Consider the following 19936-nt stretch of genomic DNA (forward strand, 5'->3'; position numbering starts at 1 on the left):
TAAAACAATAATCCCTAGGTCAATTGGGTAGTAGAGGATTTTATTGTGCGATTAAACAATCGTTTGTTAAGTTGTAAAATCTTGTCCGCAAAGCTACTTTGTCAGGAGCTAAATTTGCTCCTATAGTCTACAGTAAGCCACTTTGTGGGCATCTACAGGCATCCGTATCAATTGACTCATAGCTACTGAATAACTAGGTGATATAAAATCCCGAATTTTAGCATAATTGTTTATATTTATGGCAAAAAATTATGCTTGCTTGAGATATCAAATCACATAGAACAAATTTCAGCAACCAAAGTCCTATATACTAGACATGACTTTAATGAGTTTGAATTTTTCGTTAACTATGATACAAAGACTATTAATCTTGAGATGAAATACTAGCGCATCTAAAGATTTTCAGATTGAGTAAAAACTATATCCCGTATCATCAAAAAACTTTCAACTGCATGTGGTGTAAAAACTCAGAGGGGAGTGGAAACATGGATTTACGTGGTGATGCCTTGCAAATCCTCAAAGAAACTAGTCGAACTTTTTATATTCCAATTAGTATTTTACCGTCAGGATTGCAAGAAGCCGTCGCATCAGCATACTTGTGTATGCGTGCCATTGATGAAATCGAAGATCATCCAGAACTAGATAATTCGACAAAGGCACAACTGTTACATAAGATTAGTTTGACATTACAAGCAGGAGTTGATGGCTTTGCAGTTGATGCTTTCTCCGTAGGATTTAGCGGCTATGAAGATACTTTAGCAGAAGTGACTTTGAGGGTAAGGGAATGGTCATTATTAGCCCCTGAGACTATTGCACCACGGATTTGGGATGCAACCGCAGCAATGGCTGATCGGATGGCTTATTGGGCAGAAAGAAATTGGAAAATTGAAACAGAGTCTGATTTGGATCGTTATACCTTTGGGGTTGCAGGTGCAGTTGGGTTGTTACTCTCCGATTTATGGACTTGGTACGATGGAACGCAAACCAACCGAACTATGGCAATTGGCTTTGGTCGTGGCTTACAATCTGTGAACATCTTACGCAACCATATTGAAGATTTGGGACGCGGTGTAGACTTCTTTCCAGAGGGTTGGACTGTAGTCAATATGCAGGAGTATGCACTACGTAATTTAGCGTTAGCGGATGCTTATACTCAGGCTTTACCAGATGGCCCTGCTTTAAACTTTTGTCAAATTCCATTGACTTTAGCACATGGTACTATTAGCGCCCTAGCTAATGGTAAAGAAAAACTTAGCCGCAGTGATGTAATTGCACTCCTCGAACAACTAAGTGGTGTGAATGTCAAAGCCAGCTAAAAACCTTGATAACTAGTATCGATTCAGTAAGTTCAAGTTTAATAGTGCTGATTTTAGATCGTGGTGTATTTTGGTTATTAGCCCAAAGTTTTAACTACATCGTAAATCTCAAAAAGCTATGACTTCTACAAATCGGTATATGTCATTGCGATCGCAATTTAGTTTAGGAAAGCAATCTCTTCCAGACGGAGATTGCTTTCCTATTGGGCGCAATGACGCTTTTTTTGCTAAAAAATACCTTGCTCAAATTTAGGAAGTAGTGAGGGCGTATTTTTGGAAGTCTTCTAAAGAACAGACTTCCAAAGCCCTAGCATGGGTAGCTTCCAGAACTACAGGTGGTGCAACACCCGCATCCATTGCTTCTTGCCAACGCGCTGCACATAAACACCAGCGATCGCCTGGCTGTAATCCAGGAAAATTATATTCAGGAAAGGCAGTGCTGAGGTCATTGCCGCGTAATTTGGTAAACTCTAAAAATTCTGCTGTCACAGAAGCACAAACAACGTGCATCCCAAAATCTTGACCACCTGTATTACAATACCCATCACGGTAATACCCAGTCATGGGAGAAGTGCAGCAAACTTCTAAGTCTGTACCTAGGACATTTTTCGCCTCTGACATTTTTATTTCCTTAGTAATGTTATGAATGGCGATCGCATAGCTAGATGCAAAAGTAGCCTATTTTTAAGGTAAAGGTAAATTCTGAATTCTGTTTTAAATCGTATCGGGATCTATATTTAACTCTCGTAATTTTGCTGCCAAGCGATTAGCTTTTTCTTGTGCCTGTGCAGTTTGTGCTTGTGCCTGTGCAGCTTGTGCTTGTGCTTGTGTAGCAGTTTCTTGAAGCGTTGGTACTAATTTGCCATCTGGTGTAAACCAGCGTAATAATTCCTGATCTACCCCCAAATATAACCCTAATTGTTCACTCCACAAATGTCCTTGAGCATTTGCTTGTAGAGGTTGATATTTTCCATCTACTAAATGAAACCCGGCGAATTCTTGTGTGTAAGGATCATACCAAAAATAATCTGGTGTCCGAAAAGTATCTTGATAAATTTCTTTCTTTAAACCTTTGTCTATTTTCGCTGTTGATTCCGACAAAATTTCTATAATTAAGTTGGGGTATTTACCATTTTCTTCCCACACGACCCAACTTTTTCGGGTTTTGAGTTCTGTTCCTAATACTACAAAAAAGTCTGGCCCGCGAAAATATTCTGATTTCTTTTGGTGTGGACTGTAGTAAATAGTCAGATTTCCCGCTGCATAGAAATCTTGTCTATCTTGCCACAGCCATTTTAAACATTGGATTAAAAGCGTGATTTGCTCTAGATGTAGTTCACTTTCCAAGGGAGGTTCGTCACTGTATAAATCACCAGGGGGAAATATTACATCTTGCGAGATGTCTGCTTGAGGATTTAATTCTTGAGCTATGGTCATAGAATGGATAGGCCGTCAAGTAGTTATAGATTTATTTTAACAGTATTGTTGTAGGCGATCGCCTTTTTTATGGCAAGGGCAAATAAACTATCCTATCTTGATATTCATCATCTTTTGATGCCAAAGCAAGTATTATTAATTCCTCTATATTTTCACCAATACTTAAATTTGGATTCAGGGTTAAAATTCCTGGTACGTGACGATTAACAACTATGTGTTCAGCTAAATGTACTGGCATAGAAGTTCGGTTATTTGTCACCAGTACGAAGTTATTCTCCTCACACCAACATAGAATTTCTGGATCGAGTGTACTTTTTGATGGAGTGTCTGGTTCTCCTACTATTTTGATAACAATCTCAGGTTCTCTTAGCCTAATTTGATTTGGATATATGGGATTGACATTTTCATCAATCAGATATTTTAGCGTCATGCTTGATGTTTTGTTTGTCTTTCAATACGGATTTGACGCAGTTTTTCTGACACTGGTGGAGGATTCAGTCTCTGTTGCTCTCGCATTTTATGACCATGCTCTATCCAGTTCTTCATATAAGAGCTGACAGATTCTTTATTTTGCAGATAATAAAGAATTGTTGCATATACTTGCTCTAAAGAGATGGTTTGATAAATTTGGGCAATTTCTTCTGGTGAACGTCCACAATCAAGATATTCGTAAAGAATTGTTTCTATTCCAATTCTTGAGTCTTTAAGTCTAACGTCTTCAGCAGAAAGAAAGTTGAAATAATCTGTGATTTGTTTGGTAGGCATAGATTAACCTATGTTCTTTTGTCAGGCATGGTGAAAACGATCGCACTCTTAAGTGGTTGCGAGATATGTTCAGGATAAAAATATAAGACTAGGCTGCATATCTAAATAATCTCAACTTCTGCCATTATTAACAGCTACTTCTGCCCTTTCTAGGACTTGCTCGGTAATTGAACAGGAAAAGCAGAGGGCAGAAGGAATAACGCACCCAATACGGTTCGGTTAAGACATCTCTTCATTGAGAAAGCAGAGGGACTCGCTTCGCCTGGGAGCGGAGGAGCAGGGGAGAGGTTACTATCCAATCCTCTCTACTCCCCCTGCCTGCCTTCACCAGTAAATTTCTTATCCGAACCGTATTGATAACGCACCCTACAATTTAAGCTTTACTATCTTTTACTATATCTAACTCCTGCCAAACACAGTACCAAGAGAACGAGCGATGTTTTGCGGTTGCATTGCATCCATTGCCGCAGATGGTTCGTAGCCACAGTGAACCATACAATCAGCACATTGGGGATTCCCACTGGCGCGGCCGTAATTGTTCCAGTCTGTTTTTTCTAGTAGTTCTTTAAAGCTGGTGTAATGTCCTTCGTTTAATAAATAACAAGGTTTTTGCCAACCGAGAACGCTATAACTGGGACTTCCCCAAGGCGTACATTCGTAGTCTTTTTCACCAATCAGAAAGTCAAGAAATAGCGGGTTGTGATTAAAGTTCCAGTTTTTCTTACCTGATGTGTAGGGCGCGAGAATTTCGCGGAACAGGGCGCGGGTTTGTTCACGCTGGAGAAAATGATCTTGATCTGGGGCCCACTCATAGCCGTAGCCAGGAGAAATCATCATCCCATCGATATTCAGGCTATCGAGAAAATCAAAGAATTCCTGCATTTCCTGAATATTTGCACCCTCAAAGATGGTGGTGTTGGTGGTGACGCGAAATCCTTTAGCTTTAGCAGCGCAAATGGCTTGCACTGCAATATCAAATACACCTTTGCGATCGACACATTTATCATGCCACTCCCGCATTCCATCTAAATGGACACTAAATGTAAAGTAAGGCGAAGGTTGAAACTTGTCGAGGTTTTTTTCTAATAACAAGCCATTAGTACACAAGTAAACATACTTCTTGCGTTCAACTAATCCCCGGACAATCTCATCAATTTGAGGGTGAAGTAGGGGTTCTCCGCCAGGAATTGAAACCACAGGCGCACCACACTCTTCTACTGCGGTAAAGCATTCTTGCGGTGTGAGATTGCGTTTGAGAATTTCTGGGGGATGCTGAATTTTGCCACAACCAGAACAAGCCAGATTACAGCGAAATAATGGTTCTAACATCAATACCAAAGGGAAGCGTTTGCGCCCTAAAAAGCGCTGAGTCACAAGATACTTCCCTATATCCATAGCTTGTTGTAGATTAATCGCCATGTTCCGATCGCTCCTCTTTAATATAAGTAAAACCACACACAAAAGTATGAAATTTAGGTTTCACACTTCATACTTCATTCGACATAGCCCTCGGTGATAAACCAATCCACAGCGTCCTTGAGTGCTGCTGTGAGGGATGACTGAGGTAGTCCCAACTCTCGAACGGCTTTAGCAGCATCGTAGTACATGTGCTGTTGAGCCATGCGAACACCATCTATAGGTACTGAGGGTGTTTTCCCTAAAGGTGCAAGAATTCTCTCATCAATCCAAGCTGCACTCAAGGGTATCCAAGGATTTATGGTGCGCTGGGGTGCTGGTAAACCGGTGATTTCGGACAGTTGTTCTAGTAGTTGCTTGAGGCTGAGGTTTTGATGACCTAAGATATAGCGATCGCCACTTTTACCTTTGTGCAATGCTAGTAAATGTCCCCAAGCTACATCCCGCACATCGATAAAATTTAGCCCAGTGTCCATGTAAAAGGGCATTTCTCGCCGCAAAAACCGCAGGATAATATCTCCTGTGGGTGTGGGCTTGATGTCTAAAGAACCAATTGGGCTACTAGGGTTGACAATGACGACATCTTGACCTCTGGCAGCAGCTTGTTTAGCTTCTTGTTCTGCGAGAAATTTAGACTTTTTGTAGCTACCAATTAGTTGTTCTACAGAACTCTGATAACTTTCATCTACGGCTTTACCCCCAGCCCCCACCCCAATCGCCGATACAGAACTCGTATAGACAGTGCGTTCAATCCCGGCTTTGCGGGCTGCTTCTAAGACATTGCGCGTTCCGATGACGTTGTGGCGGTAGAGTAGTTGTCTATCTACTTGCCATAAAGAATAGTGGGCGGCGACATGGAATAGATATTGACAACCCACCATTTGTTGCCAAAGTTCTGGGTGAGTCAAATCTCCTTTGACGATATCTATCTCTAAACTCCGCAGGTTTTCCAAGTTACTACTCGGACGCACCAAAGCTGTAACTTTGTATCCTTCTTGCAACAGCGATCGCACTACATGAGAACCTACAAAACCTGTACCACCAGTCACAAAAGCCCGCATTCAATGACCTCTTACTCCTCAATATTTCATTATCCATGTATCCGGAAAAGTTGCCTAAGTTTTTCGGTTTATAATACTTGAATATTACTATCATAAAAAGATAGTTGTATATATTAACGTTTATATGATTCTTAGTCATGCCCCTACAAGAAGAGATTGACAAAACAAGGCAAGAAATTCGGACAGATGGCTACTCAATGTCTATCGGAGAATGGATGAGTCTTTATCAGAGTAATGAGATCGATATTCATCCAGAGTTTCAAAGGTTTTTTCGTTGGTCAGAGCATCAGAAATCAACCTTTATAGAATCAATTCTTTTAGGTATACCAATTCCACCAATTTTTGTTAGTCAACGATATGACGGTGTTTGGGATGTTGTAGATGGTGTTCAGAGATTATCAACTATATATGAATTTACGGGTATCTTAAAAAAAGATGAACAAGAGGAAACTACACATCCAATATCTTTGCAAAAGACGACATATTTACCTTCTTTAAAAGGTAAAAAATGGGATGACCCAAATGACCTTGAAAATTCTTTGACTCAGGCACAGCGTTTATTGATTAAGCGAGCAAAAATTGCAGTCAATATTGTTGAAAAAGAAAGTGATGCAATGATTAAATATGAGCTATTCCAACGACTAAACACAGGAGGATCAGTTGCTACGCCTCAAGAGGTGAGAAATTGTATTCTTGTGATGTTAAATCAAAGACTATATGAATTGATGCGTTCACTTGCAAATTATGAACCATTCAAGAACTGTATTGCTTTGAGTGATAGGCTTTATGAAGAACAGTATGATATGGAATTAGTATTACGTTTTATACTCCTATTTGATAAAGATGAAGAAGATATTAGAAAATTGGGAGGTGATGTTAGTGTTTTTCTAACAGAAGAAATGCGTAAAATGGCTCTTGAAAAAGAATTAGACTATAGCCATATAGAAACAGCATTCAAGAGAACATTTGATATTCTTAATGAAACTACGGGGGATGATAGTTTCAAAAGATATAAATCTGAAAATAACATATTTCTTGGTGGGTTTCTATTATCCGCATTTGAGGTAGTAGCATTAGGAGTAGGATACAACTATGAAAATCTACCTCCAGTCGACCAAATATGTGAGCGTATAAAAAGTATTTGGTCAGATCAAACTTATAAAAAGTGGTCTGGTGCAGGTGTGAATGCTGCAAGACGTTTACCCTATCTTATTCCACTTGGTAGAGAGAGGAGTATTTTCTACTGTATGAAAGTCCGAACAGCGGAACAACTAAGCGATAGGCTCGCAAATGATCTTGCTTGGCGAAAAAAGGAACTTTCAGAAGTTAAATCCTTAATAGAAGTAAAAAATGTTTCTCTTCAAAGGCATAACGCATTAATTCGCAGTGGAGTATGTATTCTGTATGCTCATTGGGAAGGTTTTGTTAAGTTAGCATCAAACTCTTATCTAGAACACGTTGCTCTGCAAAAACTTCGCTATGATCAGCTTGCTAGTAATTTTCTAGCTTTGGCAATGAAAGAAAAACTGAAAGAGGCAAAAGATACTAATAAACCATCATTATATATACCTGTTTGTGACTTCTTTATTTCCAAATTAGATACAAAATGTTCTTTGCCTCAAGAAGCAATATCTACTGCATCAAACCTTTCTTCTGAGATTCTAAAAGAAATAACTTATATTTTGGGAATAGACTTTTCACTTTATTCTACTAAGTTAAAATTAATAGATGAGAAGCTTTTAAAGACGAGAAATGAAATTGCACACGGTAACTATTTGTTGATTGATAGGGAAGAATATATAGAATTACACACTGAAGTTATAGTAATGCTTGATATATTTCGTAATCAGATAGAAAATGCCTCTATTAATAAGGACTTTGCGTTTAAGAAATAAATAAGTTTTAAATCGGGATTTAACAGAATTAAAGAATTTACAGAATGTATAATATTAGTTAGGTGCGTCAAACAGTTTATTTAACAATTAGATGATTAATTGAAAAATTTGACGCACCCTACAAGTTGCTATTTTGTCACATTCTTAAATCGCGGGAACCAGTCATCTAAGATGGCGTAGACTACCGGCACGACAATCAAACTGAGGATTGTGGAACTTACCAATCCGCCAGCGATCGCAACAGCCATAGGCGATCGCAATTCTGAACCAGCACCAAAACCCAAGGCTATAGGTAGCATCCCTAAAATCGTGGAGACAGTGGTCATCATAATTGGTCTGAGGCGCACTGGCCCTGCCTTGAGGATTGCGTCTTTACGATCTAAGCCAGATTGACGAAGTTGGTTGATGTAATCCACTAATACGATCGCATTTTTGTTTGCTAGTCCCAACAAAAATACAAAGCCAATTAGGGAAATCATCCCAAAGTCGCTCTTAGTAAAGAGTAGAGCCAGCATAGCTCCGACAATTGACAAAGGCAAAGAAACACCAATAACTACTGGGTCTATCCAACTTTTGAACAATAAAATCAGTACCACTATGATGCACAGTGCTGATAGCACCAAAGTAGAAGCAAAACTGCTAAACACTTCACTTTGACGGGCAGAATCTCCTCCCAGGTCTAAGGTTACACTTGTAGGTAATATTTTATTTGCTTCTGCTACTATTTTGTCTGTAGCATTACCTAGAGATAACTCCTGTCCTAAATTAGAACTAATATAGGCTACCCTTTGATTATTCAGCCGCTCAATTTGAAAAACCTTCTCTTGAGGTTTAGTATCACCTGTTACTGTTATATCAGCAAATCCCGGTATTTTTTCGATGCGCTCTTGAATCGCTTGGGCGGCTTTACTGAGGGCTTGTAGGTCATCGCCGCGTAACGATACTTGTAGCGGCTTTTGTCCACCAGTATCAACAAATTGAATGTCTTCTACACTGGTATTCACACCGAGAAGATTTGGCAAATTGGCGCGTAACTGGTCTTGTAATTCCGCAGTCTTGATATTTCTCTCTGTTTTCAGCTTTATATACAGCGTACCTTTATTTGGTTCGCCCTCACGAGAGCCAACAGTAGTAAATACTGTTTCCACCTCTGGAGATTTTCTCACCACTTCTTCCAGTTTCTTGGCAACTTCTAAAGAGTCATTGAGAGGGTTAGGAATAGAAACTGGCGGTTGAGATGACAGCGGAATTCCGGCTTGTGCGGCTCGTGCGGCTTGCTGTTGTAAAGCTGCTAAATCAGGTATTTTTGGTAAGGGGGCAACATAAGTAATATTGAACTCGCCCCGGTCTAGTTTGGGGATAAATCCTTTAGGAATGAATGGAATTAGGGCTATACCTGCAACAAAGCTGAGAATAGCCAACATCACAACCGTTTTGCGATGGTTCAAAGACCAATGCAACACATCACGATAGGACTGAGTAAAGCCTGACCAAAAATTTCCTTCCCTTTGGGTAGCATTTGCAGATATAGGTTTTAGCCAGTAAATAGCCAACACTGGAGACAAGGTACGGGCTACCAGTGTAGAAGCAATATATGCGGCTGAAACCGTGATTCCGAAGGGCTTGAAGAACTGCCCGACTACACCACCCATCAAACCAATGGGTAAAAACACCGCTACAGCAGTAGCCGTAGTGGCGACAACCGTTAAGCCAATTTCATTGGTAGCGGAAAATGCGGCTTGGCGAGGGCTTTTTCCTTCTTCAATGTGCCGCGTGATGTTTTCAACATCAATGATTGCATCATCAATCACACTACCAATTACTAATGCCAAAGCCAGCAAGGTAATCGTTTCTAAATTGAAGCCAAAAGTTGCCATGACGATAAACGTCGCTAACAAAGACGTAGGAATCGCCAAAGCCGAAATCAAAGTCGCTCGCCAGTTCCGTAAGAAAGGAAAGATAACTATGACGGCCAGCACAATTGCTTCCATCAGCGCATCTATGGTTGATTTAGTGGCATCACGGATATAGTCTGCTTGGGTAGCAGCTAAGGTGAGTTTGATATCTTTCAGGTTGGTTCTGAGCTTTTGAACTTCTTTTTCAACCCGACTCACTACTTCTAAGGTGTTAGCGCTACCGACTTTAATAACTTGAAATGCCAGTGCTTCTTGGCCATTAAACCGGACTAATGTTGCTCCGCCTTGGGGAAGAGCCGCTGTTGCTTGTGCTATAGGCAATGCTGGCGCAGCACTGGGAGTTCCTAACAAATTTACTTTCAGGACTCCTGGCAATTTAGCAATGGCTGGGATGATTTGGTCTTGCGCTACCTTAGTCAAATCTGTGAGATTCTGCGAGGAACTCTCTATGGCATAGCTAATGGCGGCTGACTCGTTGAGGTTCAGGGGAATAATTTTGTAGTTTGCGCCTTGAGGCAGGCTTAACTGCTTGAGTGCAGTTTCGACTTTGCTGGTGGATTTTTCTAAATCAGTACCGACTGCAAAAGATAAGCTAACAGCTGTTTGACCAGGATAGGCAGATGAGCGAAGATTATCTAGGCCTTCCAGAGAGCGGAGGCGCTCTTCGATTGGTTTTGTGAGCTTTGCTTCTGTGTCTAGTGCTGTTGTCAGTGGTGCTGTTGCGTTTACCACCACTACCGGAAAAGTAATATCTGGAAACAAAGCGTACTTGAGGGAACTGAAAGCCAAAAGCCCAGCTACCGTTACAGCAATCCAGAAACTCACTGTCAACCACGAGAAGTCAATGGCCAATTTGGAAATATTGAAGCGTTCTCGTGCAGATTTTGCGCTACTAAGCTTTACCATCTTGGAAAATCGTGCAGGTAACCCAATTAATTGTCATGCTACAGCAATCGTCTGAAATTTGTGCGGTTTAGTTTCCCTTGATGGGCAATTTTACTTAATTGTGTTTCTTAAAAAAGCATAAAGGATAAAGGGTAAAAATATTTCTTTTACTGAAACACTTAATAATTAAAACTCAGCCTTCAGCACTCAGCACTCAGCACTTTCTTGCGGTAGGCTGAGAACAAACCTGTGCTACTCAATACATCATCCTGGATCTGACTGCAATTTTAAGGACATATAACTTTGACTTATGAAAATTGGTTCTGTTGAACATAAGGAATTATTCTGTCGTTGTTTTATGGAGAGCTATCGGCAATATGAACCTGAGTATCTCCCGTGGCCTGATCTAGATGATGCTGCCCTGGCACGCCTACGAGGCATACCTTTCTGGGATCAGGCTTTGCAAAAGGAGCGTCAAGCTGGAGTTATAGTCAGTAGTTACGCTAAAACTGTAAGCGATCGCATTATACAAGAAGCGATCGCCCTTCAAGGTGCAGAAGAATCTCGCCACGCTCGTTTGCTCAAAATCCTCATTACGCGTTACGGCATCCCAATGCCAGCATGTCCACCGATAGAAGTTCCCCAAAACCTAGAGCAGACATTGATCGAATTTGGTTTTGAAGAGTGCCTAGATTCTTTCTTTGCCTTTGGGTTATTTGAAATTGCCCGTGAAGCTAGAGTTTTTCCTGAGCAAATATTCACGATCTTTGACCCCATCCTAGACGAAGAAGCACGGCATATTGTGTTTTTTGTCAACTGGTTTACTTATCTGCAAATTCAAAATGGTCAAGGCTTTCTACCTTTACGCAGTGCTAAAACTCTTTGGTATTACGGGAAAGCACTCAGCAGTGTAATTGCAGCCTTTGGCGATGCCGACACTAACGGTACTGGCTTTACCGCTACCGGAGCCAGTGTTTTTAGTAAAGATTTAACACTTGATAAATTTCTTAAAGTGTGTATTCAAGAAAACCAACGGCGGATGAGCAAGTTTGACTCTCGGTTATTGCAACCACAACTCCTTCCTAAACTTGCGAGTATTGCTCTGGGTACTCTCCAGTTATTGCCGAAACGCAAACCTCAAATTGTAGACTGGGGGCTATAAGAAGCAGGGGAGCGGAGGAGCAGGGAGCAGGGGGGGAGAGGAATTTCCCCTTGTTTCCTCTTTACTAATACCTAAATATAAAATTTATGATTGACGCTATATTAGTGCCGCAGGGTGCAGAGTATAAAGCTGTGTGTCGTGGCTTACACCAAACTACGGGAGCAATACCAACAGTTTTATCGATACCCGTGGGAATGCAGCCTTTAACTAAGTGCTTACAACAATGGCAAAAACAGCAGCAGTCACCATCAAAAGTGCTGGTGATGGGTTTGTGTGGTAGCTTGCGCCAGCGTTACGCGGTTGGGGATATGGTGTTATATCAACATTGCACTTATCAGGGACAAGTGCAAGAATGCGATCGCACTTTGACGACGCAGTTGTATTCTCGCTTACACAAAAAAGTGTCTTTGGTTAAGGGATTGACAAGCGATCGCATCATCTGGTCTGCTACAGAAAAATCCTATTTAGGTGAAACATCCGACAGTGATGTTGTCGATATGGAAAGTTTCGCCGCTCTCAAGTTTTTTCAGCAAATTGGCGTAGCAGTTGCAGTGTTACGAGTCGTAAGTGACGACTGTCAACACGATATTCCCGATCTTACCGCAGCTATCAGTCCCGATGGTTCACTACAAACTGTACCCTTGGCGTGGGGATTAATTCGTCAACCCCTAGCTGCTACTCGGTTAATTCGTGGTTCCTTACAAGGGTTAAAAGTATTAGAAACCTTGACTCAATCACTATTCATCAAAAGATAGGATATTTTATTAGTGTTTATTAGTATTGATTGGTATGTAAGAGCGTGATATTTTTATTTTAAATATAAAAGCACTAACTTCTTTGATGATTTTTGTAATTTAATTATTTCTTGATAAAAGAATATTAATTTGTATGAAATACTGAGCTTAAATTAAAAAAATAAAGTTATGACATATCCAAGTATTGCTACTTAACCAAACGATAACATAAACGCATTTTTTTTTGATTATCTTGTACTAATATCAATAAACCTGAGACTAGATTAATTAAATATAAAGATATGACATATATTAAAAGCGCCTTTCAAGAATTTATTGCCACCCTAGAGGGATTTGAACAATTGCCGGCTGAAGTGATTGTCAATACTTCCGAAAAATTAGAAGCTTGGCGCTACCGGATTGGACAGAAAATTATTGGAAATGAGAGCATACCACAAAAAATTATTATTCTTTATGAAGGGCAAGTCCGCCTTTTAGGATATGATCCTCAAACCCAAACAGTAACTACTTTAAAATTGCTTAAGCCAGGCGCAATTATTGGTGAAATTAGTTGCTTGCGTCAGGTAGCATGTGAGATTGCGATCGCTTCTACAGAAGTGATATGTTTAGCGTTGAATGTTGAAGAATATTTCCGCCTCCTATCTGACTACCCTGAATTTGCTAATACCCGCCGAAATCGCAGTAACATATCAGAAGTTTTTGATGTTTTAGGTGTGCAGGTAGCCAAGCAAGCTAATGCTGTTGCCAATTTTCAAGAAGTATCAGAGCAAGCTTTGTTAGGAGCTAAAATACATCACTTGCTCCCTGGTAAAACTCCATATAACCAGCTAGATAGTAACCGATTTTGGTTTGTTAGTGGCGGTGCAGTCAAGAATTTTGCGCCCGGCTCTCCCTTAGAATTGCGTGATGAAAAGATTGAAGTTACTGCTAATATTCCCGCACGCTTAATTGGTTTTGCCCCAGCAGATTTATTATTTCTAGATAGCTATTCTCAATCTGAGGAACCGTCTGTTAACGACACCCAAGCAACCATTACAGACGAGTTAGATATTCCCTACGCACCTGATGAAGTTACTCAAGTAGAATATCCCGAACAAGGTCGCAAAAAACAACTAAAATATCCCTTAGTTCGTGGTAAGGGAGAATTAAATGCCACGTTTGCTTGTTTTCAAATGCTGGCCAAGCATTTAGAGATTCCCTTGCGTCGGGAAGTAGTACGGCGCATTTTATCTGAGCAAATTAAACGCCAAGGTAGTATATCCTTCCCAGCTTGCGCCTATTTAGCAGAATTAATTGGCTTGAAAGCGCAGCTAGTAGATTTACCTGTTGCTACCATTGCACGAATTCCCACACCAGCACTCATTCGTTATCGTGAAACCTTCGCTGTGTTATATGCAGCAGATGCTCATCATGTTGTCGTTGGTGTTCCAACCCAAGGTTTGGTACGCTGTAAACCGGGAGAGTTACTGGCGAATTTAGAAATTGACGAAAGCAATAATCCCCCACAAATGCGGGTGTTGCTGCTGAGTGCTACCAAAGAAACACCAAAAGAGCGGTTTGGTGTTTCGTGGTTTTTACCTTATTTATCGCGCTACCGTCGAGTTCTCATCGAAGTCTTTATTGCTTCCTTCTTTGTACAATTGGCCCAACTGGCTAACCCCCTCGTCATTCAGTTGATTATCGACAAAGTTATTAATCAAAATAGTATTAGCACCCTCAATGTTTTAGGAGTATTACTGTTAGTAGTAGGGTTATTTGAAGCTGTAATTAGTACTTTGCGGACTTACTTATTTGTCGATACTACCAACCGCATTGATATGGGTTTGGGTTCGCAAATTATTGACCATTTATTAAGGCTACCGTTGCGCTATTTTGAACGTCGTCCGGTGGGGGAATTGTCAACACGGGTCAATGAGTTAGAAAATATCCGTCAGTTTCTTACAGGTACAGCTTTAACTGTAGGATTAGATGCGGTATTTTCGGTGGTTTATATTGTTGTTATGGTGTTTTACAGTTGGCAACTTACTTTAGTAGGTTTAGGGACAATTCCTTTATTTATTGTTATTACCTTAATTGCCTCACCAACAATTAGTAAACAGTTACGCAGCAAAGCCGAACGCAATGCCGAAACTCAATCTTATTTAGTTGAAGTGATGTCGGGTATTCAAACAGTCAAAGCTCAAAACATCGAATTGCGATCGCGCTTTTCTTGGCAAGAGCGTTATGCTCGATATGTAGGGGCTGGTTTTAAAACCGTTGTGACTTCTACCTTGGCTAATTCTACCAGCAACTTTCTCAACAAACTTAGTAGTTTGCTAGTTTTATGGGTTGGTGCTTATCTGGTACTTCAACAAGAATTAACTTTGGGAGAATTAATTGCCTTTCGGATTATATCAGGTTATGTTACCGGCCCCATTTTACGGTTAGCGCAACTGTGGCAAAGCTTCCAAGAAACTGCCTTATCTTTAGAACGGTTGAGTGATATTGTCGATACACCAGAAGAAGGCGAAGCTGACAGAGGTAATATTCCTTTACCAGCAATTGACGGTACAGTTAAATTTGATAATGTTTCGTTCCGATTTGCACCTAGCGGCCCACTGCAACTTTCTAATATCAATATTGAATTTACATCGGGACAATTTGTGGGCATTGTGGGGCAGAGTGGCTCTGGTAAAAGTACGATGATGAAATTACTGCTCAGACTTTATGATGTCGAGTCGGGCAGGATTTTAATCGATGGTTATGATATTGCTAAAGTAGAGCTTTACTCCTTAAGAAGACAGATAGGAGTAGTACCCCAAGAAACGCTGTTATTTGACGGTACAGTTCAAGAAAATATTGCTTTAACTAACCCTGAGGCGACTACCGATGAAATTATCGAAGCAGCGCATGTTGCTTGCGCCCATGAGTTTATTATGAGCTTACCCAACGGTTACAATACGCGGGTAGGAGAAAGAGGTGCGGGACTTTCTGGGGGACAACGCCAAAGAATTGCGATCGCTCGTTCTGTACTCCAAAGACCAAAACTGTTAGTCTTAGATGAGGCAACCAGCGCTTTAGATTACCCCACAGAACGCCAAGTTTGTCTAAACTTAGCCAAAGCCTTTCAAGGTAGCACAGTATTTTTCATTACCCACCGCCTGAACACTGTCAGCCATGCAGACAGCATCGTTGTTATGGATGCAAGCAGAGTTATAGAACAAGGTAGTCATCAAGAATTAATGGCTGCTAAAGGTCATTATTATTACCTCTATCAACAGCAAGACGTTAATTTGTAATGTATCAAAGGCCAATAGTCAATAGTTATTGATTTATATATATTGACTAAGTAGGTCGGTGTTAAAAATTGTCGTTATGACAAGGCAGGAGGCAGAAGGCAGAAGGCAGAAGGGAAGAGGTTTTCAAGCTACTTTACTTTCCATTACATAGTTCGGTTTATTTGCACCTTTCTACTTATTTATTTATCAAACAATCAGCCACTACTTATAAACTACGGGTAAAACTACTATGACTCAACTTAATGGTAATCGCCTAAATGGCAACAACGGTAACGGTAAACATCATTCAGAAGTGACAACAGACTCACCAATATTACAATCGCCAGCCAAGGTTTCTCAGCAGCCTTTAATTAATCAAAAATTTGATAACTTTGAGCAATCTATCGTATTGCGTCAATCTCCAGTTTGGTCACGTACAATTATGTTGACCTTGATGGCTTTAGCTTGTTTTGGGATTATTTGGGCTTATTTTGCCAAAATTGAGCAAGTTGTGCCTGCTACAGGTCAATTAAAACCCCAAGGAACAGTAAAAGATGTTCAAGCTCCAGTTAGTGGCGTAGTCAAAGAAGTTTATATCAAAGATGGACAAACAGTAAACAAAGGCGATTTACTATTAACTTTTGAAACTGTTGCTACTTTGGCAGAATTGAATTCATTAATTAACGTTCGTAATAGCTTAATTAGAGAAAACCAAATTTATCGCCGTTTGATGAGTTCTAGCTATACTGTAGGCTCGGAAATAGAGTTTTTAAGGAGTAAGTTACCAACAGATGCAGTCTTTCTTTTGAAAAGTCGAGGAGCATTAGTTAGCGAAAATGAATTGTTACGGAAAGAATTAAGAAGTTCGACATCTATGCAAGGACTCGGAGTAGATGAACGACAACGCCTACAAATATCCAATTTAGAATTAGTGACTCGTGCAAATGCAGCGCAGTTAGAAGTTGAAAAAATCAAAAAACAACTTACACAAAATATAGTTAAAATTGCTGACACTAAATCTAGTTTAGAGATTCAACAGGGAATTTTAAATAAACTGAAAATATTAGCAGAGGAAGGTGGAGTTTCTCAGCTACAATATCTCAATCAGCAACAACAAGTCCAAAATCTCCAAGCAGAAGTAGCCCAATTAGAAGAAGAAGATAAACGCCTGAAGTTTGATATTGAGAAAGGAAGACAGCAGTTAAGTAATACTGTTGCTGTTTCTGGTAAAAATGTTTTAGAAAAAATCTCCGAGAATAAACAACGCATCGCTGATATCGACAGTCAATTTATCAAAATTGTGCTGGAAAATGAACAACGTTTAGCGGATATCAATAGCAAAATTTCTCAATCACAGTTGAATCTGAGATACCAAGAACTACGCGCTCCTGTCAGCGGAGTAATTTTTGATTCGCAAGTAAAAAATCCTGGTTTCGTAGCCAACTCTACACAAAAATTACTGCAAATTGTCCCTAACGAAAAATATATTGCTGAGGTGTTTATTACTAATAAAGATATTGGTTTCGTACAGAAAGGTATGAAGGCTGACGTAAGAATCGATTCCTTTCCTTTCAGTGAGTTTGGCGATATTAAAGGCCAATTAGTTGATATAGGTTCTGATGCTTTACCACCAGATGAAAATCATAAATTTTATAGATTCCCAGCCAAAATAGCTTTAGACAAGCAATCATTAGGCATGAATGGTAAAAATCTGTCATTACAGTCAGGGATGTCTATCAGCGCCAACATTAAAGTGCGCGAAGAAAGAACAGTTATAAGTCTATTTACTGAGTTGTTTACCAAGCAAATTGAAAGTTTAAAAGAGGTACGCTAAATCTATAGTTTTTGAGATTTGAGTTAGCTGAATATAATTGTTTGTAGGATGAGTTTTGCTATCGTTTTACCCATCCTATTTTTTTGTGTCAACTTGAGCAAAGTAGTGAATCTTATCGGGTAAAATAATTTGCTGTGACAGCAATAATATGAAACACTATGTGAGCAATCATTGCAGCTTCAAGACCTTGATTCCAGTAGAGATAGCCGGCTATTAAACCAAAAAATGAATTACCTGCAATTATATAAGTAACTATTAAAGTGTTAACTTGCGTTCCTAGTGCGAAGGCAAGAGGTAAATGACCCAAGCCAAAGAGAAAAGCCGAAAGAGCGATCGCTCCTACAAAATAGAATGGGGAAGGTTCACCCTGTCCATTTGTAAAAATGCGCCAACCTATCCACACAAAAAGTGTCATCATTCCCCATCTCAGCAATAACTCTTCGGTAAGGCCTCCATACAGAATGCGAGTTAAAAATGAGGTATTGTTTGATAATGCTTCAGCCTTCATGACAAAATTGGAAGGTAAAAAAGGTTTGGTAAAAAAATTGATCGCAATCAGTACAATACTTCCTAGCAACCCGCCAATTAACCCTGGAAGCACTTGGGGCTGAATAGCTTGGCTAATTGAAGTTTTATTAGATACTGCCTCAGCCAAAGGTGCTGATAATCCAACTTTATGCGCCAAAGCAACACCAATCAATACAGCAATAGACAAAAGAATGGTTGGCTGAATCAAGGAAAGCAACTTAATAGCCCAAAGAGGCAGTAAAAATTTTTCATCTTCAGGAATGGGTAAGTTAATCCCCCAAAGAGAAATAACACCTGTCATGCCTGTTAACCACAAAATTATAAATAGTTTCATGGACATCGTATTGAACTGAATTACATATAAATTAACGGGCAATTAAAAACTTCTCCATTGCATAATTAATAAAAGTTTCTCCTCTACGTTCTACCTGTTGTTCTCTAATGACGGAGAAGCCTTTGTGCAAGAAAAACGGCTTGGCGGTAATACTTGCTTCAACATAAAAGCGATTAATTCCTAATTCATCAGCTTTTGCTTCAATTGCAGAATAAATCTGACTACCAACACCCATTCGCTGATAATTTTTATGACAGTAGAAGCAGTCTATATGTCCATTTAACTCTAACTCGCCAAAGCCTGCAATCACACCTTGATCATCAGCAACGTAAGTGAATCGTTCTGAACAAATTTTTGCCCAGTTCCTAAAATGAATATTATCTGGGGCCCATGCTTCGACTTGATTGTTTGAGTAGTCACGAATATTAACTTGACGTACTGTTTCGTAGAATAATTGCGCTATTTGCTCCGCATCTTGCTGATGAAACAATCGTATTTTCATAAAAGTATCCTTAGCTCATTATTTAGAACAATCAGCGATCGCATTTACGCTAAAGTAGAAGCGATCGCATATTTATTTTTACCTATTGGTATGTTTTCCCCTCAACGCATCGAACCTGCACCCGGACAAGAATCAGTATGGGACTATCCCCGTCCTCCTCGCTTGGAACCTACCAACAAACATATACAGATAATTTTTAATGGCGTAACTATTGTAGACACCCACAACGCCAAGCGGGTTTTAGAAACCAGTCATCCTCCTTCTTATTACATCCCGCCAGAGGATATCAAGATGGAATATTTAGTATCAGTACCACAATCTAGTTTTTGTGAGTGGAAAGGACGCGCTGGTTACTACACAATTTGTGTCGGGGATAAAGAAGCGCAAAACGCTGCTTGGTTTTACACCAATCCTACAGAAGCTTTTGCCACAATTAAAGATCATGTGGCTTTTTACGTCCATCTTATGGATGCTTGCTATGTAGATGGGGAAAAAGTACAACCACAACCAGGGAATTTTTACGGCGGTTGGGTTACTAGTGATATTGTCGGGCCATTTAAAGGCGGGCCTGGTACTTGGGGATGGTGAGAGGTGAGGCTAATTTCTTTTTCAAATTAATATGCTTAAAACAACAACACCCAAGCTTCTACTCACTTAGCGATTTCCTCTCATTCATCACTCATCTTAGTAGGCTTGTACTGATTAAAATCTCTTGAGAAATCAGTCACATTGCCTCTGTTTACCACAACGAGGAAATATTAGTGTTCGAGTTGGGTGTTGCTGTTAGGGCGAGACAGATTGTAATCAAACAGCGTTTTTACCTCTTAACTAACTTGAACATTGGCTGTTAATCTGCCAGGGAAGCTTTTCAGC

16 protein-coding genes are annotated in these 19936 nt (G+C 40.0%); 7 read left to right on the plus strand and 9 right to left on the minus strand.

The features are described from left to right. Positions 1–485 precede the first annotated feature (485 nt). Positions 486–1316 (plus strand): squalene/phytoene synthase family protein, encoded by an 831-nt coding sequence (locus tag IQ259_RS11200; RefSeq protein WP_193884663.1) that lies wholly within the window; start codon positions 486–488, stop codon positions 1314–1316. Between the two features lie 249 nt (positions 1317–1565). Here the strand turns inward: IQ259_RS11200 and IQ259_RS11205 are convergent, their stop codons facing one another. The 6 genes from IQ259_RS11205 to hpnA form a co-directional block, all read right to left on the minus strand. Beyond that, positions 1566–1937, minus strand: coding sequence for a DUF2237 family protein (locus tag IQ259_RS11205; RefSeq protein WP_193884664.1), 372 nt, complete (start codon positions 1935–1937; stop codon positions 1566–1568). A gap of 93 nt (positions 1938–2030) precedes the next feature. Further along, positions 2031–2753 (minus strand): Uma2 family endonuclease, encoded by a 723-nt coding sequence (locus IQ259_RS11210; protein WP_193884665.1) that lies wholly within the window; start codon positions 2751–2753, stop codon positions 2031–2033. 67 nt (positions 2754–2820) lie between these two features. Continuing rightward, positions 2821–3183, minus strand: a complete 363-nt coding sequence (locus IQ259_RS11215) for a DUF5615 family PIN-like protein (protein WP_193884666.1) — start codon at positions 3181–3183, stop codon at positions 2821–2823. Continuing rightward, a complete protein-coding gene (locus IQ259_RS11220; protein WP_193884667.1) occupies positions 3180–3518 on the minus strand; it encodes a DUF433 domain-containing protein in 339 nt (112 codons plus the stop codon). Before IQ259_RS11220 ends, IQ259_RS11215 begins: the two co-directional genes overlap by 4 nt. A gap of 399 nt (positions 3519–3917) precedes the next feature. Further along, positions 3918–4937 carry an adenosyl-hopene transferase HpnH gene (hpnH, locus tag IQ259_RS11225; RefSeq protein ID WP_193884668.1) on the minus strand — a complete coding sequence of 340 codons (1020 nt, stop codon included), beginning with the start codon at positions 4935–4937 and terminating at the stop codon, positions 3918–3920. A gap of 74 nt (positions 4938–5011) precedes the next feature. Further along, complete coding sequence (gene hpnA / locus IQ259_RS11230) at positions 5012–5995, minus strand: hopanoid-associated sugar epimerase (protein ID WP_193884669.1); 984 nt, start codon at positions 5993–5995, stop codon at positions 5012–5014. A gap of 197 nt (positions 5996–6192) precedes the next feature. On the opposite strand from hpnA, the gene IQ259_RS27140 reads away from it, so the two are divergent. Continuing rightward, entirely contained in the window at positions 6193–7890 is a 1698-nt protein-coding gene (locus IQ259_RS27140; RefSeq protein ID WP_228014482.1) for an MAE_28990/MAE_18760 family HEPN-like nuclease, read from the plus strand. Positions 7891–8018: 128 nt separating this feature from the next. Here IQ259_RS27140 and IQ259_RS11245 read toward each other — a convergent pair whose 3' ends face one another. Next, a complete protein-coding gene (locus IQ259_RS11245) occupies positions 8019–10712 on the minus strand; it encodes an efflux RND transporter permease subunit (protein ID WP_193884670.1) in 2694 nt (897 codons plus the stop codon). Between the two features lie 289 nt (positions 10713–11001). Here IQ259_RS11245 and IQ259_RS11250 point away from each other — a divergent pair, with 289 nt between their 5' ends. The 4 genes from IQ259_RS11250 to IQ259_RS11265 all read left to right on the plus strand — a co-directional run bounded on the left by IQ259_RS11250 (position 11002) and on the right by IQ259_RS11265 (position 17699). Further along, entirely contained in the window at positions 11002–11853 is an 852-nt protein-coding gene (locus IQ259_RS11250; RefSeq protein WP_193884672.1) for a ferritin-like domain-containing protein, read from the plus strand. 86 nt (positions 11854–11939) lie between these two features. Next, entirely contained in the window at positions 11940–12608 is a 669-nt protein-coding gene (locus IQ259_RS11255; RefSeq protein WP_193884674.1) for a phosphorylase, read from the plus strand. 281 nt (positions 12609–12889) lie between these two features. Further along, on the plus strand, positions 12890–15886 hold the full coding sequence (locus IQ259_RS11260; protein WP_193884676.1) for a peptidase domain-containing ABC transporter: 2997 nt from the start codon (positions 12890–12892) through the stop codon (positions 15884–15886). Positions 15887–16115: 229 nt separating this feature from the next. After that, positions 16116–17699, plus strand: a complete 1584-nt coding sequence (locus IQ259_RS11265) for an HlyD family efflux transporter periplasmic adaptor subunit (RefSeq protein WP_193884677.1) — start codon at positions 16116–16118, stop codon at positions 17697–17699. 112 nt (positions 17700–17811) lie between these two features. Here IQ259_RS11265 and IQ259_RS11270 read toward each other — a convergent pair whose 3' ends face one another. Together IQ259_RS11270 and IQ259_RS11275 are read right to left on the minus strand one after the other, a co-directional pair. After that, the gene (locus tag IQ259_RS11270) at positions 17812–18561 is read right to left on the minus strand and encodes a CPBP family intramembrane glutamic endopeptidase (protein WP_193884679.1); all 750 of its coding nucleotides are present in this window, start codon (positions 18559–18561) and stop codon (positions 17812–17814) included. Positions 18562–18592: 31 nt separating this feature from the next. Further along, positions 18593–19063, minus strand: coding sequence for a GNAT family N-acetyltransferase (locus tag IQ259_RS11275; RefSeq protein ID WP_193884681.1), 471 nt, complete (start codon positions 19061–19063; stop codon positions 18593–18595). A 90-nt stretch (positions 19064–19153) separates the two neighbouring features. On the opposite strand from IQ259_RS11275, the gene IQ259_RS11280 reads away from it, so the two are divergent. Next, positions 19154–19651, plus strand: coding sequence for a DUF427 domain-containing protein (locus tag IQ259_RS11280; RefSeq protein WP_193884735.1), 498 nt, complete (start codon positions 19154–19156; stop codon positions 19649–19651). Positions 19652–19936: the final 285 nt, after the last annotated feature.

The sequence above is a fragment of the Fortiea sp. LEGE XX443 genome (assembly GCF_015206815.1).
In the GTDB taxonomy this organism is placed as follows: Bacteria; Cyanobacteriota; Cyanobacteriia; order Cyanobacteriales; family Nostocaceae; genus Nostoc_B.

Coding starts and splice junctions, on each gene's coding strand:
- IQ259_RS11200 (WP_193884663.1), top strand. CDS start 486: ATGGATTTACGTGGTGATGCCTTGCAAATCCTCAAAGAAACTAGTCGA.
- IQ259_RS11205 (WP_193884664.1), bottom strand. CDS start 1,937: ATGTCAGAGGCGAAAAATGTCCTAGGTACAGACTTAGAAGTTTGCTGC.
- IQ259_RS11210 (WP_193884665.1), bottom strand. CDS start 2,753: ATGACCATAGCTCAAGAATTAAATCCTCAAGCAGACATCTCGCAAGAT.
- IQ259_RS11215 (WP_193884666.1), bottom strand. CDS start 3,183: ATGACGCTAAAATATCTGATTGATGAAAATGTCAATCCCATATATCCA.
- IQ259_RS11220 (WP_193884667.1), bottom strand. CDS start 3,518: ATGCCTACCAAACAAATCACAGATTATTTCAACTTTCTTTCTGCTGAA.
- hpnH (WP_193884668.1), bottom strand. CDS start 4,937: ATGGCGATTAATCTACAACAAGCTATGGATATAGGGAAGTATCTTGTG.
- hpnA (WP_193884669.1), bottom strand. CDS start 5,995: ATGCGGGCTTTTGTGACTGGTGGTACAGGTTTTGTAGGTTCTCATGTA.
- IQ259_RS27140 (WP_228014482.1), top strand. CDS start 6,193: ATGTCTATCGGAGAATGGATGAGTCTTTATCAGAGTAATGAGATCGAT.
- IQ259_RS11245 (WP_193884670.1), bottom strand. CDS start 10,712: ATGGTAAAGCTTAGTAGCGCAAAATCTGCACGAGAACGCTTCAATATT.
- IQ259_RS11250 (WP_193884672.1), top strand. CDS start 11,002: ATGAAAATTGGTTCTGTTGAACATAAGGAATTATTCTGTCGTTGTTTT.
- IQ259_RS11255 (WP_193884674.1), top strand. CDS start 11,940: ATGATTGACGCTATATTAGTGCCGCAGGGTGCAGAGTATAAAGCTGTG.
- IQ259_RS11260 (WP_193884676.1), top strand. CDS start 12,890: ATGACATATATTAAAAGCGCCTTTCAAGAATTTATTGCCACCCTAGAG.
- IQ259_RS11265 (WP_193884677.1), top strand. CDS start 16,116: ATGACTCAACTTAATGGTAATCGCCTAAATGGCAACAACGGTAACGGT.
- IQ259_RS11270 (WP_193884679.1), bottom strand. CDS start 18,561: ATGAAACTATTTATAATTTTGTGGTTAACAGGCATGACAGGTGTTATT.
- IQ259_RS11275 (WP_193884681.1), bottom strand. CDS start 19,063: ATGAAAATACGATTGTTTCATCAGCAAGATGCGGAGCAAATAGCGCAA.
- IQ259_RS11280 (WP_193884735.1), top strand. CDS start 19,154: ATGTTTTCCCCTCAACGCATCGAACCTGCACCCGGACAAGAATCAGTA.